Raw genomic sequence first — 14,828 nt, 5'->3', positions numbered from 1 at the left:
AGTTAAAATAGCTCAAGGCTGTGTTGCTCTCAATCCCAATAGCCAGCTATTGCTCAATCGAGCGCCTTACCTTGAGTTATTTTTCCTGCGCACAACAAGATCACAAACTTAATGGAACTGGTATTATATCTGTGATCGGGTCTGTGTTTATGCTCAGCTCTGTGCTTATATAAACACCAAAGACGAGATTATCTCGTCTTTGGTGTTATGTAATGTAATTTCGATGTTAACTTATCAAAATTACATGCAAAGTCCGCCATCAATTTCAACAACTCGTCCGGTGAAAAATTCATTTTCAAAGATATATTTAACGGTATGAGCTATTTCATCGGCTTCACCTAAACGCCCTACTGGTTTCATTTTTTCTAAGCGTTCACGCATTTCAGGTTTCATTGCATCGGTCATTGCGGTGTGAATAACACCGGGAGCAATAGCACCAACCCGAATACCATGGCGACCAAGCTCGCGAGCCCAAGTAACTGTCATAGCAACTACGCCTGCTTTTGAAGCCGCATAATTGGTTTGCCCCATGTTACCAGCACGTGCAATTGATGACATATTGATAATAACGCCTTTACGCTTACCTTCTATCATATGCACTGTAGCTTCTCTGCCACATAAAAATACGCCAGTTAGATTGACATCAACTACCGATTGAAATTGATCCAGTGACATTTTTTTACTCACCACGCCGTCTTTAGCTTTAACAAACATACCATCGCGTAATATGCCCGCATTGTTAATCAAGCCATCAATACCATCAAAGTCGCTATTAATTTGACTAAAGGTTTTTTCAACATCGGCTTCATCTGTGACATTGGCGATATAATATTTTGCACTTGAACCCGCTTCTGCAACTAATTTAACCGTTTCTTGTAAAAGCGCTTCATTTAAATCAATTAACGCCAGCTTAGCGCCCTGTGTCGCTAAATTAATGGCCATCGAACGGCCTAGGCCTTGCCCACCACCAGTGATCACAATAACTTTATCATTCAAATTCATTATTTTTCCTTTATCTCTATTATATATTATTTAGCTGATTGGACTAAAAAACCAATCAACTAATTTACTATCAACATCGCTAATATTTGAAAAAGACCAATTTGGATTTTTGTCTTTATCGACTAATAACGCTCTAACGCCTTCGCAAGTTTCAGAATACTGACAACAACGTAGGATTAAATTTAACTCTGAGGCAAAACATTCGCTTAAGCTCAGTGCTTTAGCCGTTTGTAGTTGCCTATATATAATACAAGCACTAAGAGGGCTACCCGCTAGCAATTTATTTTTTGCCTGAGTCAGCCACTTATTCTCTGTTTTTACATTTAGGATAGCCGTGTGAATATCGACAATATTATCAAAGGCCAATAATTTGGCTATGCCGGCTTCATTTGCTTTTAACTCAGAATGCAATTGATGCTCAAAATCATTAGAAAACCCCTGCAACGTTTGATCTAGCAATTGATAATTTTTATCATTGTCTTGCCAATCCACTGTTAATAGATGATGAAAAACATCCTTTTTAGATAAACTAGCAATAATATAATCTGACATGCCAATATATTTAGCGTCTGCTGCATTAAAAACAGCACCTGTGATCCCTAAAAATAGTCCCAGTTCGCTAGGGGTTTTATTTAAAAACCAACTAGAGCCGACATCAGGGTATAGCCCTATTGATACTTCAGGCATGGCCATTAGAGTACGCTCGGTTGTGATACGATGACTGGCGCCCGCAAACAAACCCACTCCCCCGCCCATGACATAACCATCGCCCCAAATCATAATGGGTTTGCTAAAGTTGTGGATTAATTGATCAAGGACATATTCTTGGCCGAAAAAATCATGGGCGAAGCCTGATTTAATGACATTATCATCAATGGGTGCCTCTAATTCGTTAAGATAGTGATAAAGGCTAACAACATCGCCCCCAGCACAAAACGCTTTTTCACCCGCGCCTTGTAAAATAACCACCGCTATACTGTCATCTTCTTGCCAAGTCGTCAGTTGTTCAGTTAGCAATTTAATCATCGAAAGATTTAATGCATTGAGAGATTTAGGAGCATTAAGTTCTGCTACGGCTATTTTTTTATTATTTGTACTACTTAACTCTGTAAATATCACATCACTCATTCAGTTTTTTTCCTATTCTTCACTGGTTAATTTGTTATCTAATTATTTAGTTTAACTGCGCTATTTAACTGCGCTGTCTAATAAAATATTACAATGCTGTATTATACCAATTACATTAAGTTATTGCTCACTTGTACTGGTTAAAATAGCTCAAGGCTGTGTTGCTCTCAATCCCAATAGCCAGCTATTGCTCAATCGAGCGCCTTACCTTGAGTTATTTTTCCTGCGCACAACAAGATCACAAACTTAATGGAACTGGTATTAATAGCCACAACGGTTCGGCCCGTCACGGTGCCATCGACATAAGCGTCAAATGTGTTAGATAAATCTTTAAATTCAATGGTTGCGGGAGAAATTAAAGCAAGTTTTGTTGGTTTCAAGTCAATGGCTAATCGCTGTCAAGCTTGGGTTCGAACTGATATTGGCATTTCCACTGAATTGATAACCAGTAAGCTCACACCTCTTAAAATAGAGGGCATAACGGTCGAGTCCAGTTTAATAATGCCTCCAGCCAAACCAATTGATGCAATATTACCCCACACGCAAGTAGTACGAGTGAGCCAAGATAAAGTATCACCACCCACGTTGTCGATGGCGCCGCCCCATTAGACATTTTCTAAAGGTTTGCTGCCCATTTTTAATTTCATTGTGATTAATTAATTGGCTTGCACCCAGTGTTTCTTAAATAAGGTGCTTGTAAATAAAATGCTTGCGCAATTTTACCGGTAAACGCAATCACTTCATAGCCAATATTCGGGTAGTTTTAACTAAAAATAATAACAGTAGACTGTAGTTCCACTTTACTGATCGCTTAGAACATATACTAGTGATTATAGTTAAAGAGCTTTTCTGGCATAGCCATCATGCTTTTACTGCCTGCTTCAATCGCATGAATATGACCATCAATTCTTGGCAGTAATCGTTCAATAAAAAAGCTGCCAACATAGAGTTTTGCTTGATAGAAGTCTTGCTCAGATTGATGTAAGGCTTTTTCTGCCATTAAGGCCCACATATAGGCATAACTGACTAAACCGAATGCAGCCAAATAATCAGTAGCTGAGGCACCAACCATATTTTTATCATCTACTTGTTCTGCAATGATCACACCGGTAACCGCTTTTAACTTTTCTAAAGCGCCGGCCAACGGTTTAACAAATCCCGCTAGCGCTTTTTTATTAGCGTTTTTTTCGATGAAGGTGCTAATTTCAGTAAAATACACCTCAAAAAATTGGCCTTTGTTGGCAACAACTTTACGGCCGAGTAAATCAAGCGCCTGAATGCCATTGGTACCTTCATAGATTTGGGCAATACGCACATCACGAATCAATTGTTCTTGGCCCCATTCTCGGACATAACCGTGGCCACCAAAAACCATTTGCCCTAAACTACAACTTTCAAAGGCCATATCAGTCATAAACGCTTTTGCTACCGGCGTTAACAGCGCAACTAACTGCTCTGCTTGTTTTATTTTAGCTTGATCAGCAGAAAATTTAACGATGTCGAGTTGTTTAGCAACATAAGTGGAAAAACAGCGACCCCCTTCGTTAAGCGCACGCATAGTTAATAGCATTTTTCTGACGTCGGGATGAACAATAAGTGAGTCAGCTTTTTTATCAGCAGATTTTACACCAGTAGCACTGCGACCTTGAATGCGTTCAAGGGCATATTCTGCCGCTTGTTGATATGAGGTTTCAGCCGCGCCAACCCCCTGAATGCCCATACCTAAACGTTCATAGTTCATCATAGTGAACATGTAGTTTAAGCCTTTATTTTGCTCACCGACTAAAAAGCCTTTTGCGCTGTCAAAATTCATCACACAAGTTGCTGAGCCTTTAATGCCCATTTTGTGTTCAATTGAACCACAACTAACGGTATTTCTAGCGCCTAAGCTGCCATCATCATGCAATAAAAACTTAGGTACAACAAACATAGAAATGCCACGAGGGCCTTTCGGTGCGCCGGGTATTTTCGCCAAGACTAAATGAATAATATTCTCGGTTAGGTCTTGTTCACCACCTGTGATGAATATTTTAGTGCCCGATAAGGCAAAACTGCCATCGGCTAACGCTTCCGCTTTTGCGGTCATTATGCCTAAATCGCTACCGGCATGTGGCTCGGTTAAGCACATAGTGCCGGCCCACTTACCTGAATACATATTTTCCAAATAAGTTTGCTTCATGTCTTCACTCGCGTGTGCACTAAGTGCCAAACTCGCGCCAGCAGTTAACATCGGATAAAGCGCGAATGAGATGGAAGCAGACTGAGTCATTTCTTCGACAAAGGATTGCAACATTTTTGGCATACCCATGCCGCCATGCTGGGGATCGCCACTTAACGAGCCCCAGCCACCTTCACAATACATTTGATAGGCTTTAGCAAAACCATCTGGCGTTGTTACCACGCCGTTTTTCCAGCTAGCACCTTGTTCATCACTATTACGATTCAAAGGTGCGATAACTTCAGCGGTTAATTTTGCCCCTTCTGATAAAATCGCATCGGCGGTGTCTTTATCAATAAGCTCAGCCACTGCTGGCATGGTTGACCATAATTTTTCAGCATTAAAAACTTCATGCAATAAAAACTGCATATCACGCATTGGTGCTTGGTAATTACTCATCATTCATACTCATTAGGTTGCTTATATAAATTAAACACAGCTTACATGTTGCGACGATACTGGCCGCCAGCTTCAAATAATGAACTAACAATTTGCCCTAATGAACACACCTTACAGGCATCCATCATCAGTTCAAAAATATTATCCTGTTTAATGGCCGCAGTTTGTAAACGCTTAAGTAACACTTGTACTTCTGCGTCATTGGCTTTATTTAAACTAGCTAGCATCTCAATTTGATAATTTTTTTCTTCTTCTGTAGCGCGAATAACTTCTTCAGGTACCACGGTGGGTGACCCGGTTGAACTGAGAAAAGTATTAACACCAATAATGGGGTATTCACCTGAATGCTTTAAGTGCTCATAATACATACTTTCTTCTTGAATTTTGCCACGTTGGTACATGGTTTCCATCGCGCCAAGTACACCACCACGTTCATTAATTCGATCAAATTCAGTTAATACCGCTTCTTCAACTAAGTCAGTTAACTCTTCAATAATAAACGCTCCTTGAATGGGGTTTTCATTTTTCGATAAACCTAATTCACGGTTGATAATTAATTGAATCGCCATCGCGCGACGAACACTGTCTTCGGTTGGCGTAGTAATAGCCTCGTCATAAGCATTAGTATGTAAAGAGTTACAGTTATCGTTTATCGCGTAAAGTGCTTGTAATGTGGTACGAATATCGTTGAAATCAATTTCTTGCGCGTGCAATGAACGACCTGAAGTTTGAATATGGTATTTCAACATTTGTGCACGAGCATTGGCGCCATATTTGTTCTTCATCGCTTTTGACCAAATGCGACGAGCTACGCGACCAATAACGGCATATTCAGGGTCAATACCATTTGAGAAGAAAAACGATAAGTTAGGACCAAATTCGTTAATGTCCATGCCACGACTTAAGTAATATTCTACAAAAGTAAAACCGTTCGCTAAGGTTAACGCTAACTGGGTGATCGGGTTCGCGCCGGCTTCGGCGATATGGTAGCCAGAAATAGACACTGAATAGAAGTTACGTACGCCTTTTTCGATAAAATATTCTTGTACGTCACCCATTAAACGCAAAGCAAATTCTGTTGAGAAAATACAAGTGTTTTGCGCTTGATCTTCTTTTAATATATCTGCTTGAACCGTACCGCGCACTTGCGTTAAGGTTTTTGCTTTTATCGCTTGGTAAACTTCAGGTGGTAGTACTTGATCGCCAGTGACACCTAATAGCATTAAGCCTAAGCCGTCATTGCCGTCCGGCAACGCACCTTGATAGCTTGGACGTTCACAGCCTTTGTCTTTATAAATTTTGGCAATGGTGGCAGCAACTTCTTTTTCTAAACCATTTTCAGTGATAAAACGCTCACATTGTTGATCAATGGCGGTATTCAAGAAAAAACCTAACAACATAGGCGCAGGACCATTAATGGTCATTGAAACTGAAGTCATGGTATGGGCTAAATTAAAACCAGAATAAAGTTTCTTCGCATCGTCTAAACAACAAATAGAGACACCCGCATTACCAATTTTTCCGTAAATATCGGGACGAATAGCCGGGTCGTTACCGTATAAGGTTACTGAGTCAAACGCCGTTGATAAACGTTTAGCTGGCATACCTTTTGAAACATAATGAAAACGACGGTTAGTTCGCTCTGGACCACCTTCACCAGCAAACATCCGTGTAGGGTCTTCACCTTCACGTTTGAAAGGAAATAAACCAGCCGTATATGGAAATTCACCTGGCACATTCTCTTGTAAGTTCCACTTTAAAATATCGCCCCAACCTTGATATTTAGGCATACTGATTTTTGGGATATCACTGCCCGATAACGATTTTGAATGAGTGGCTATCGATAATTCTTTATCACGGACTTTAAATTTAAATTCTGGATCTTTATAACGTTGAACTTTAGCGGCCCATTGCTCAAGTAGCACCTTGTTTTTAGGATCTAAATCTAGCTCTACATGAGTATACAAGGCTTCAAGTTGTGTTACTAAGTCAGCAGCAACCTCTGTGTCTGCTTCTTTTGCCGTTTCAATGGCTTGATGAATGCCATAAAGCTTTTGTGCAACTGTTGTTTGCTTTTCAACCCAAGCGTCATAACCGCGGTTACTTTCTGATATTTCAGATAAGTAACGAATACGATTGCCTGGAATAACACTACTTTTATTCGCTAACGTGCCTTCGGTAGACAGAATATCACCAACGATTAAGCCAACTTTAGTGTTTAATGCCGTGATAACGGCATTATATAACTCGGTCATACCACGGTCGTTAAATTGTGACGCGATAGTACCGTAAACCGGTACTTCATCATCGCCGGCTTCGAACATGTTACGATTACGTTTATATTGTTTTTTCACGTCACGCAAAGCGTCAAGTGCACCACGCTTATCAAATTTATTCAACGCGATAATGTCAGCAAAGTCGAGCATGTCGATTTTTTCAAGCTGCGTTGCCGCACCGTATTCTGGCGTCATAACGTATAAAGATACATCAGAATGCTCTTCAATTTCGGTATCTGACTGGCCAATACCTGAAGTTTCTAAAATGATTAAATCAAAATCGGTCGCTTTTAAGATATCTAGTGTGTCATGAACATACACAGACAAGGCTAAATTTGACTGACGTGTTGCTAACGAGCGCATATAGACACGGTCGTTATTCACCGCGTTCATCCGAATACGGTCACCTAATAACGCGCCACCCGTTTTACGTTTTGACGGGTCAACTGAGACAATAGCAATTTTACTATCTTCAGTTGCCATTAAAAAGCGTCGAATTAATTCATCAACTAATGACGACTTACCGGCACCACCGGTACCGGTGATACCCAATACGGGGGTTTTACTGACGGCGGCAATTTTACGAATTTTATCAAGATTGCTTTTATTTTCTACTGGTGCATTTTCTGCGGCTGAAATCAAACGAGCAATAGCTTGTTTTTTATCTTGCAGTGGCACGTCTTTCTTTAAATTAGCTACATCGTCTTTTTTAACATTAACGCCAGTTTTAAAATCACAGCGTTCTAACATGTCGTCAATCATACCTAACAAGCCTAATGCACGACCGTCATCTGGCGAGTAAATGCGGGTAACACCATAATCTTGTAGCATTTTAATTTCGTCAGGCAGTATTACGCCACCGCCGCCGCCAACAATACGAATATGCTCACAACCGCGTTCTTTTAATAGGTCATACATATATTTGAAATATTCGTTATGACCGCCTTGATAAGAGGTCATGGCAATGGCGTTTGCGTCTTCTTGAATCGCGGTATTAACCACTTCTTCAACACTGCGGTCATGACCAAGATGAATAACTTCTGCGCCACTTGATTGCAAAATGCGGCGCATAATATTAATAGCTGCGTCGTGACCATCAAACAAAGAAGCCGCGGTAACAATACGAATTTTATTTTTTAACTGATATCTTTCAGTATTCATCTCATACTCTCTTATGTATCAAACTTATGAATCAAAATTTTTTTCACGATTGGTCTTTCACCATTAATTGCTAACCATGGGATTTTCAATCCCTTGTAACGAAAAACCTTATCATCATGAAGTAATAATTATTTCAGTCATCACAACCTACAAAGTGCTAATGCGCTAGTTTTAGTTGTAAAACTTGATAATGGAAACTTAATGACAAAATTAGACCACACTAAAAATGTAATGAACATTGATTTTATTGTCAATTTAATGGACTATATTGTGATTAGACCAGCCAACACAAACCTTTAACTCTTTAGGATAATATGGCAAATATCAAGCTCAATAAATCAACCGACATTCGCTTATTTATCCCGGTTTTTTTATTACAAAAGTTATCAAAACATCGCTTAACTGACGGTTTATATCCGGTTTCATTAGGCATCACACAAGCAAATAACCACTATAAATTACAACAAGAAAATAACCATTGCCATACCTTAATTTACTGCTTGTCAGGTATGGGAAAACTAGATTACCAAGGTAAAGAAAGAGTTATAGAACGTGGCGATCTTGTTATTATCAATCCTAATACGGCGTTCACCTTTACCCTTAATAAAACTGACGATACAATAAAGAATCACAGCAAAAATGAAAAACAACAAGCCAGTCGTGACAGCAAAACCACCGATAATATTGTTTATTGGATTAATTTTACCGGCACATTAGCAAAAGATTTTGCCGAACGACTGTTAATGAAGATGGATAGTGGCAAAGCACATGTGGGGGTATTGAAAAACATTGTGAGCGACTTTGATCATTTACTGGCATTGGGTGCTAGAGGTTACACCGCGACAAACGTTATTCACGCCGTACATATTTTGCAACAAGCGTTGAGTTTTCTTGCGCTACAATTGCGTTTAACGATGTTTAATAATAGTTCGAGTTTTGATCTGGAAGCGGTGGAGGCGTTAATGCGCAACAGTTTGCACCAAGAGCTAAGCCTAGATACGTTAGCGCATTATAGCCAGCTATCAAAATTTCACTTTGCAAAAAAATTCAAAGAATTAACCGATAGCTCACCTATTCAACATTTTATTAATATGAAAATTCAACATGCCTGTTTACAGCTAGACAATAGCGATATTACCATTAAAGACATTGCGAGTGACTTAGGCTATAGCGACCCTTATTATTTTTCGCGATTATTTAAAAAATTAGTGGGTATTTCACCAAAGCAATATCGTGATTCTCGTCATAGTTCATCAGTGTCTTAGCGCAGGTATAATAGCAATTAACTATCCTGCTTATTAGCCGCGACTCATGCAGTAGCTGGCTTTTTATTTATATTGGGTAAAATATCATTAAGCTGGCGAATACCTGTAATAGCTGAGTAAAATCATAATAGGTTTACTGCTTGTAATCTGCTTAGATTAACCCAACATTATTATATAATGAGTGTGTTATCGATAATGATTACTACACGTAAAATAATAGGAGTGGTTATGATCGCCAAGGTAAAAAATAAAGCAATTTTTAATAGCCGAGTTTTTTCTATTAATTATGTAACTTATCCGACTAACCATAGTGTAATGACACACAGTGATCCCGTACAATCAGGACGTTATTACAAGCTTAACTTCGTTCTGGTAGCTCCTAAGGCTGGTGGCGTATTTACGTGTTCACACTGTATTATAAATTTATTGAATCGGGTTTATTTATTTCGTCCTGATAAATACGAGCATAGTGTATCTAAAATTGAGTCGGGTAAACGGGTACTATTGAGTTTTGCGCTAAATATCTAGTTATACCAGTTCCATTAAGTTTGTGATCTTGTTGTGCGCAGGAAAAATAATTCAAGGTAAGGCGCTCGATTGAGCAATAGCTGGCTATTGGGAGTGAGAGCAACACAGCATTGAGCTATTTTAACTAGTACAAGTGAGCAATAACTTAATGGGATTGGTATTAATACAAGTTTTAACCAAGACGAACATCAACCGCCCTGCTTTATATCCATATAATATGAGACATTATTTTTACTTTTTATAGTAAAGTCTTTATTAATAATTTAATGCTAACTAAGTTTAAAAATATATGATCATTGATTAAACGACCATTAAAATAATAGCGATAATACAACGAAAACATATGGCGAAACTCGTTGAGAAATCTACATACAATCATTGTAATATAAAAATGTACTGACACTTCAGCATAAATGCTAGCTTTAACCACCAATTGCCAACATCCACTTGCCTTATATTCATTTCTGTCGGCATTAATGCTATCTTCACCGAATGCACTACCCTCAGAGCCAGCTATATTGACGAATAAATGCTCAATATCATTAATTTAAAGTGCCTTAAATTTCTGAGGCGTTTATGGTTAAATTTTTAGTCTAGGCGGTTTATAACCGCTGTACTTAAAAATATGCTGACGTAATATGATCTAGTTTTATCAAGGGACTTAATTTGGATATCAACACAGCAAAATCAGTTTTACAAAATACTTTTGGTTACGCTGATTTTCGCCATCAACAAGCAAACATCATTAGTGAATTAATCAGCGGCACCAATGTTTTTACCCTGATGCCAACGGGGGGCGGTAAATCATTATGTTATCAAATACCAGCGATAGTTTTAGACGGTGTTGGTATCGTTGTATCACCACTGATCGCCTTAATGAAAGATCAAGTCGATGCCTTAAAGCTGCAGGGGGTAAAAGCTGAGTTTTTAAATTCATCACAAGATTATGAAGAACAACGACGTGTAGAACAGCTAATAATGTCAGGTAATATCGACTTATTATATGTCGCACCTGAAAGATTATTGGGTGATTATTTTCTTAGCCTTATTGATAAAGTCACTATTGCATTATTTGCCTTTGATGAGGCTCATTGTGTTTCGCAATGGGGCCATGACTTTAGACCTGAATATCAAAAACTTTCCATCATAGGTCATAGGTACCCCAACACACCTAAAATTGCCTTAACCGCTACCGCTGATATGAAAACCCGAGATGAAATCATTCAGGTTTTAAATTTAACAGCCGCTAAAACTTTTGTGCACAGTTTCGACCGACCCAATATTCAATATAGGATCAGTGAACAGAAAAATAGCAAAGAAAAGCTGCTGCAGTTTATTAATGCCGAACATACCAATGATGCAGGTATTGTTTATTGTCTTTCGAGAAAGTCGGTAGAAGCAACCGCTCAGTGGTTATGTGAACAAGGTAAAGTTGCCCTGCCTTATCATGCCGGTTTAGCTAGTTATATTAAAGATAATAACCAACAGCGGTTCCTCAAAGAAGACGGCATTATTATTGTAGCCACCATTGCCTTTGGTATGGGCATTGACAAGCCCGACGTACGATTTGTGGCGCATTTAAATTTACCTAAAAGTATTGAGGCCTATTATCAAGAAACTGGACGCGCTGGCCGAGATGGCATGCCAGCTAATACCTGGCTAGCTTATGGTATGCAAGATGTGATTAAACTTAAACAAATGGCCAGTCAAAGTGATGGCAATGAACAGTTTAAATATCTCACGCAGCGTAAAATAGATGCCTTACTGGGTTATTGTGAAGTTAGCTCGTGCCGTAGACAAGTGCTGTTAAATTATTTTGGTGAAACATTAGCAGAACCTTGTGGTAATTGTGACAATTGTTTGAACCCTCCTCTGACTTGGGACGGTACGAGTGCCGCCAGAAAAGCGCTATCAACCGTTTACAGAACTGGCCAAAGATTTGGCGTTGGCCATCAAATTGATGTGCTTACCGGTAAAAAAACACCAAAAATAACCAGTCTTAATCACCATGAACTATCAACCTATAATATTGGCAGCGAACTTACGGCAACTGAATGGCAAACGGTATTTAGGCAGCTTATTTCAATGGGCTATTTAGCGGTTGAAATGGATTATGGCGTGCTAAAATTAACCGAAAAAGCACGACCTTTATTAAAAGGTGAATGTACGATACAACTTAAAGTACAAAAGTATAAAAAATCAAAGCAAACTCAAGCACCAAGACCTGCTATTGAAAGTGATTTATCAGCAGAAGAACAAGCTAATTTTGAAAAGCTTAGACAACAAAGAGCTTTATGGGCTAAAGAAAGAGGTGTGCCATCATTTGTTATTTTTCACGACGCTACCTTAATGGATATAGCACAAAGAAATCCCAAAAATTCAAATCAACTGTTAGACGTGAACGGCGTAGGGAAAACAAAACTTGAGCTTTATGGCGAACAAATTATTGCGCTATTAAACTAGGTAATATAATAATCACTAAAGAAGCATTGCTAATGTGGCAGAGTCAGCGTTTGAACTGACAAATGTAAGAGTAAATATTTACCTAACCTGACAACATTAAGGCCTAACTGAATGAGTGAAAAGTCAGCTACTTTAACCATAGAGCTGTTTGAAACATAAAAATCAGGCCTTTTATTTTACAATAACTTAGCTGATTTGAGCGTCAATTTTAACCGCACTCCAAGAGTGGGTTTGAATAAGACTGTTGAAGTATTATTTAAGCTGATTAATAGTCAGATCGTCAGGTGATTTATCAAAAAAGGCGGCTATACGGCGCACAGCGCGTGAATAACTGTCGATGGTTGAAGGACGTTTACCTTGTAAGGATAGATTGATAATATGTGGTTTATAAAAATAATTGTAGCGTTGTGCTTGTGATGTGTTCATGGGGTTACTCCGATAAGGCATCGTCGATGTGACCATGCTGTTATTGAGTATGAAAGGTCGTTTAAAAGTTACTCTGCCGCAAAGCGGCTTCGTTCAACATTTTAGACAGCTATATTTTTCCGCTTAAGCGGGCGTTGAGGCTCATTCATATCCCACATTGTTTCTTATACGTTAATTGCGTACACTCTATTTATGAGATGTATATTTGTAGAATCAAAAATATTTGAGAAATACCGAGATGATCACCTCAGTGATGAGGAGTTTAGACTGTTTCAAGCTGAACTAATGTCAAACCCTAAACAGGGTGATATAATTCAAGGTACAGGTGGTTTGCGGAAGGTTCGAGTTGCAAGCAAGGGTAAAGGAAAGCGTGGTGGTTCACGTGTCATTTATTACTTCCTTGATGAAAAACGACGTTTCTATTTACTAACTATTTATGGGAAAAGTGAAATGTCGGACTTAACCGCAGATCAAAAGAAACAGTTGAAATTTTTTATGGAGGTATGGCGCAATGAGCAATCGTGATTTATTTACAGAATTAAGCTCGGCTCTTGTTGAAGCAAAAGAGCATTCAGAGGGGAAAATTACCCTTAAAACACATCAGGTTAATGATGTAAGTGAACTTGATATTTCACCTAATGAAATTGTACATATTCGAGAGAAATTTAATATGTCGCGCGGTGTGTTTGCTAGTTTGCTTCATACATCCTCTCGTACTTTAGAGAACTGGGAACAAGGACGAAGTGCTCCAAATGGACAAGCAATTACCCTTTTAAAATTAGTACAACGTTATCCAGAAACTCTCACGCACATAGCAGAATTATAAGCCATTCAAGTAGGACTTTTAACAGATGGCTAGGTTCCGTGGAAAATAACTACTATCAATACCACTCAATTGCATCTAGCCTAGCTAGCCAATTGCATTTTGGTTTGCCACTTTATGATATTTAAGCATTTGCAAAAGAATACATGAGAATTAATTTATCTTAAGGCACCTGTGAGCCTAAAGCAGACATAAAGCATCCACTAAAAATCACGTCTAAAAAGGCATCTTTGATACGAAACCTGACGTTAACATCAATAGATTTTTGAGCTGTTTTTAGTCTTCATGAGACGTTGATCTCCCTTCATCTTGATAGTCAACTAAGCCACCCACAGCGGTCATTCGTCATCAAATAGTTAATGCTAACCGAGGACATCAGCAGAATAAAAAAAGAGATACTTTTTCTAATGGTTAAGTTATCTATCAATGGGGCTAAGAGTCCCTGATGAATACTGGCCAATCACATGAGTATAGATTTGAGTAGTCTTCAAATCATTATGGCCAAGTGATTCTTGTACCGTTCTAATATCAGCTCCATTTAACAGCGACTGAGTCGCAAAACTGTGTCTGAAAGTATGTGCTGTGACATGTCTTCCAAGCAGTTTCAAAATATATTACATCACGTTACCCACTTAAACTACTCCCAACTAAAAAAACTTTGTCATGAGGTTGAATCAAATATTTCCAATAACCAAGTGGGTCAAGCCATTGCCGACCATGAAGAAACAATATCTCATTGTCCTTATTGCAATTCACATGAATTAAACCGTTGGGGTATGACAAAGCAAGTAATACCAATCCCATTAAGTTATTGCTCACTTGTACTAGTTAAAATAGCTCAAGGCTGTGTTGCTCTCAATCCCAATAGCCAGCTATTGCTCAATCGAGCGCCTTACCTTGAATTATTTTTCCTGCGCACAACAAGATCACAAACTTAATGGAACTGGTATAATTCAACGCTTTAAGTGTAAATCCTGCTTCAAAACTTTTAATGCGCTTGCTGATTCACCGTTTTACCGCATGAAAAAGGCTGAGAAGTGGATTGAATACACGAAGTTAATGTGGGAAGGCGTGTCTCTTAGAAAATCAGCTAAAGCCTTAAACATAACGCTTAGAACTTCTTTTCGATGGCGACATAT

At 38.7% G+C, this 14,828-nt stretch carries 12 protein-coding genes and 2 pseudogenes; 7 read left to right on the top strand and 7 right to left on the bottom strand.

From position 1 onward, the window contains the following. Positions 1-240: 240 nt before the first annotated feature. The 5 genes from ESZ39_RS15900 to ESZ39_RS15880 all read right to left on the bottom strand — a co-directional run bounded on the left by ESZ39_RS15900 (position 241) and on the right by ESZ39_RS15880 (position 8,184). Positions 241-1,002, bottom strand: coding sequence for an SDR family oxidoreductase (locus ESZ39_RS15900; RefSeq protein WP_146880905.1), 762 nt, complete (start codon positions 1,000-1,002; stop codon positions 241-243). 30 nt (positions 1,003-1,032) lie between these two features. After that, entirely contained in the window at positions 1,033-2,130 is a 1,098-nt protein-coding gene (locus tag ESZ39_RS15895) for an enoyl-CoA hydratase/isomerase family protein (RefSeq protein ID WP_146880904.1), read from the bottom strand. Between the two features lie 191 nt (positions 2,131-2,321). Then, the gene (locus tag ESZ39_RS15890; protein WP_146880903.1) at positions 2,322-2,510 is read right to left on the bottom strand and encodes a hypothetical protein; all 189 of its coding nucleotides are present in this window, start codon (positions 2,508-2,510) and stop codon (positions 2,322-2,324) included. A 443-nt stretch (positions 2,511-2,953) separates the two neighbouring features. Continuing rightward, complete coding sequence (locus ESZ39_RS15885) at positions 2,954-4,747, bottom strand: acyl-CoA dehydrogenase C-terminal domain-containing protein (protein ID WP_146880907.1); 1,794 nt, start codon at positions 4,745-4,747, stop codon at positions 2,954-2,956. Between the two features lie 41 nt (positions 4,748-4,788). Beyond that, entirely contained in the window at positions 4,789-8,184 is a 3,396-nt protein-coding gene (locus ESZ39_RS15880) for a methylmalonyl-CoA mutase family protein (protein WP_146880902.1), read from the bottom strand. Between the two features lie 314 nt (positions 8,185-8,498). On the opposite strand from ESZ39_RS15880, the gene ESZ39_RS15875 reads away from it, so the two are divergent. The 3 genes from ESZ39_RS15875 (at position 8,499) to recQ (ending at position 12,440) form a co-directional block, all read left to right on the top strand. Next, positions 8,499-9,449 carry an AraC family transcriptional regulator gene (locus ESZ39_RS15875; RefSeq protein WP_146880901.1) on the top strand — a complete coding sequence of 317 codons (951 nt, stop codon included), beginning with the start codon at positions 8,499-8,501 and terminating at the stop codon, positions 9,447-9,449. A 228-nt stretch (positions 9,450-9,677) separates the two neighbouring features. Next, entirely contained in the window at positions 9,678-9,977 is a 300-nt protein-coding gene (locus tag ESZ39_RS18150; protein ID WP_146880900.1) for a 2OG-Fe(II) oxygenase, read from the top strand. A 666-nt stretch (positions 9,978-10,643) separates the two neighbouring features. Continuing rightward, positions 10,644-12,440: a DNA helicase RecQ gene (recQ, locus tag ESZ39_RS15865; RefSeq protein ID WP_146880899.1), complete on the top strand. Its 1,797-nt coding sequence runs from the start codon at positions 10,644-10,646 to the stop codon at positions 12,438-12,440. A gap of 252 nt (positions 12,441-12,692) precedes the next feature. Here the strand turns inward: recQ and ESZ39_RS15860 are convergent, their stop codons facing one another. Continuing rightward, positions 12,693-12,866: a phage integrase N-terminal SAM-like domain-containing protein gene (locus ESZ39_RS15860; protein ID WP_191321823.1), complete on the bottom strand. Its 174-nt coding sequence runs from the start codon at positions 12,864-12,866 to the stop codon at positions 12,693-12,695. A gap of 192 nt (positions 12,867-13,058) precedes the next feature. Here ESZ39_RS15860 and ESZ39_RS15855 point away from each other — a divergent pair, with 192 nt between their 5' ends. Together ESZ39_RS15855 and ESZ39_RS15850 are read left to right on the top strand one after the other, a co-directional pair. Then, on the top strand, positions 13,059-13,391 hold the full coding sequence (locus tag ESZ39_RS15855; protein ID WP_146880898.1) for a type II toxin-antitoxin system RelE/ParE family toxin: 333 nt from the start codon (positions 13,059-13,061) through the stop codon (positions 13,389-13,391). Next, the gene (locus ESZ39_RS15850) at positions 13,378-13,692 is read left to right on the top strand and encodes a helix-turn-helix domain-containing protein (RefSeq protein ID WP_146880897.1); all 315 of its coding nucleotides are present in this window, start codon (positions 13,378-13,380) and stop codon (positions 13,690-13,692) included. Before ESZ39_RS15855 ends, ESZ39_RS15850 begins: the two co-directional genes overlap by 14 nt. A 413-nt stretch (positions 13,693-14,105) precedes the next feature. Here the strand turns inward: ESZ39_RS15850 and ESZ39_RS15845 are convergent. Further along, positions 14,106-14,282: pseudogene (locus ESZ39_RS15845) on the bottom strand (tyrosine-type recombinase/integrase); the annotation flags it as partial. Here ESZ39_RS15845 and ESZ39_RS15840 point away from each other — a divergent pair. After that, positions 14,277-14,627 (top strand): hypothetical protein, encoded by a 351-nt coding sequence (locus ESZ39_RS15840; RefSeq protein ID WP_146880896.1) that lies wholly within the window; start codon positions 14,277-14,279, stop codon positions 14,625-14,627. The pseudogene ESZ39_RS15845 and the gene ESZ39_RS15840 sit on opposite strands and share 6 nt — an antisense overlap. A gap of 16 nt (positions 14,628-14,643) precedes the next feature. Next, positions 14,644-14,828, top strand: a pseudogene (locus tag ESZ39_RS18145) (transposase); the annotation flags it as partial.

This window comes from Colwellia sp. C1TZA3 (genome assembly GCF_007954265.1).
Classification (GTDB): Bacteria; Pseudomonadota; Gammaproteobacteria; order Enterobacterales; family Alteromonadaceae; genus Cognaticolwellia.
Note: the sequence above shows the minus strand (reverse complement) of the source record. Positions and strands in the feature narration are given on the sequence as shown.

Excerpts from the sequence above, each read along its gene's own strand:
- ESZ39_RS15895 (WP_146880904.1), bottom strand. The coding sequence starts at position 2,130 with ATGAGTGATGTGATATTTACAGAGTTAAGTAGTACAAATAATAAAAAA.
- ESZ39_RS15900 (WP_146880905.1), bottom strand. The coding sequence starts at position 1,002 with ATGAATTTGAATGATAAAGTTATTGTGATCACTGGTGGTGGGCAAGGC.
- ESZ39_RS15875 (WP_146880901.1), top strand. The coding sequence starts at position 8,499 with ATGGCAAATATCAAGCTCAATAAATCAACCGACATTCGCTTATTTATC.
- ESZ39_RS15850 (WP_146880897.1), top strand. The coding sequence starts at position 13,378 with ATGAGCAATCGTGATTTATTTACAGAATTAAGCTCGGCTCTTGTTGAA.
- ESZ39_RS15840 (WP_146880896.1), top strand. The coding sequence starts at position 14,277 with ATGTCTTCCAAGCAGTTTCAAAATATATTACATCACGTTACCCACTTA.
- ESZ39_RS15860 (WP_191321823.1), bottom strand. The coding sequence starts at position 12,866 with ATGAACACATCACAAGCACAACGCTACAATTATTTTTATAAACCACAT.
- ESZ39_RS15880 (WP_146880902.1), bottom strand. The coding sequence starts at position 8,184 with ATGAATACTGAAAGATATCAGTTAAAAAATAAAATTCGTATTGTTACC.
- ESZ39_RS15885 (WP_146880907.1), bottom strand. The coding sequence starts at position 4,747 with ATGAGTAATTACCAAGCACCAATGCGTGATATGCAGTTTTTATTGCAT.
- ESZ39_RS18150 (WP_146880900.1), top strand. The coding sequence starts at position 9,678 with ATGATCGCCAAGGTAAAAAATAAAGCAATTTTTAATAGCCGAGTTTTT.
- ESZ39_RS15855 (WP_146880898.1), top strand. The coding sequence starts at position 13,059 with ATGAGATGTATATTTGTAGAATCAAAAATATTTGAGAAATACCGAGAT.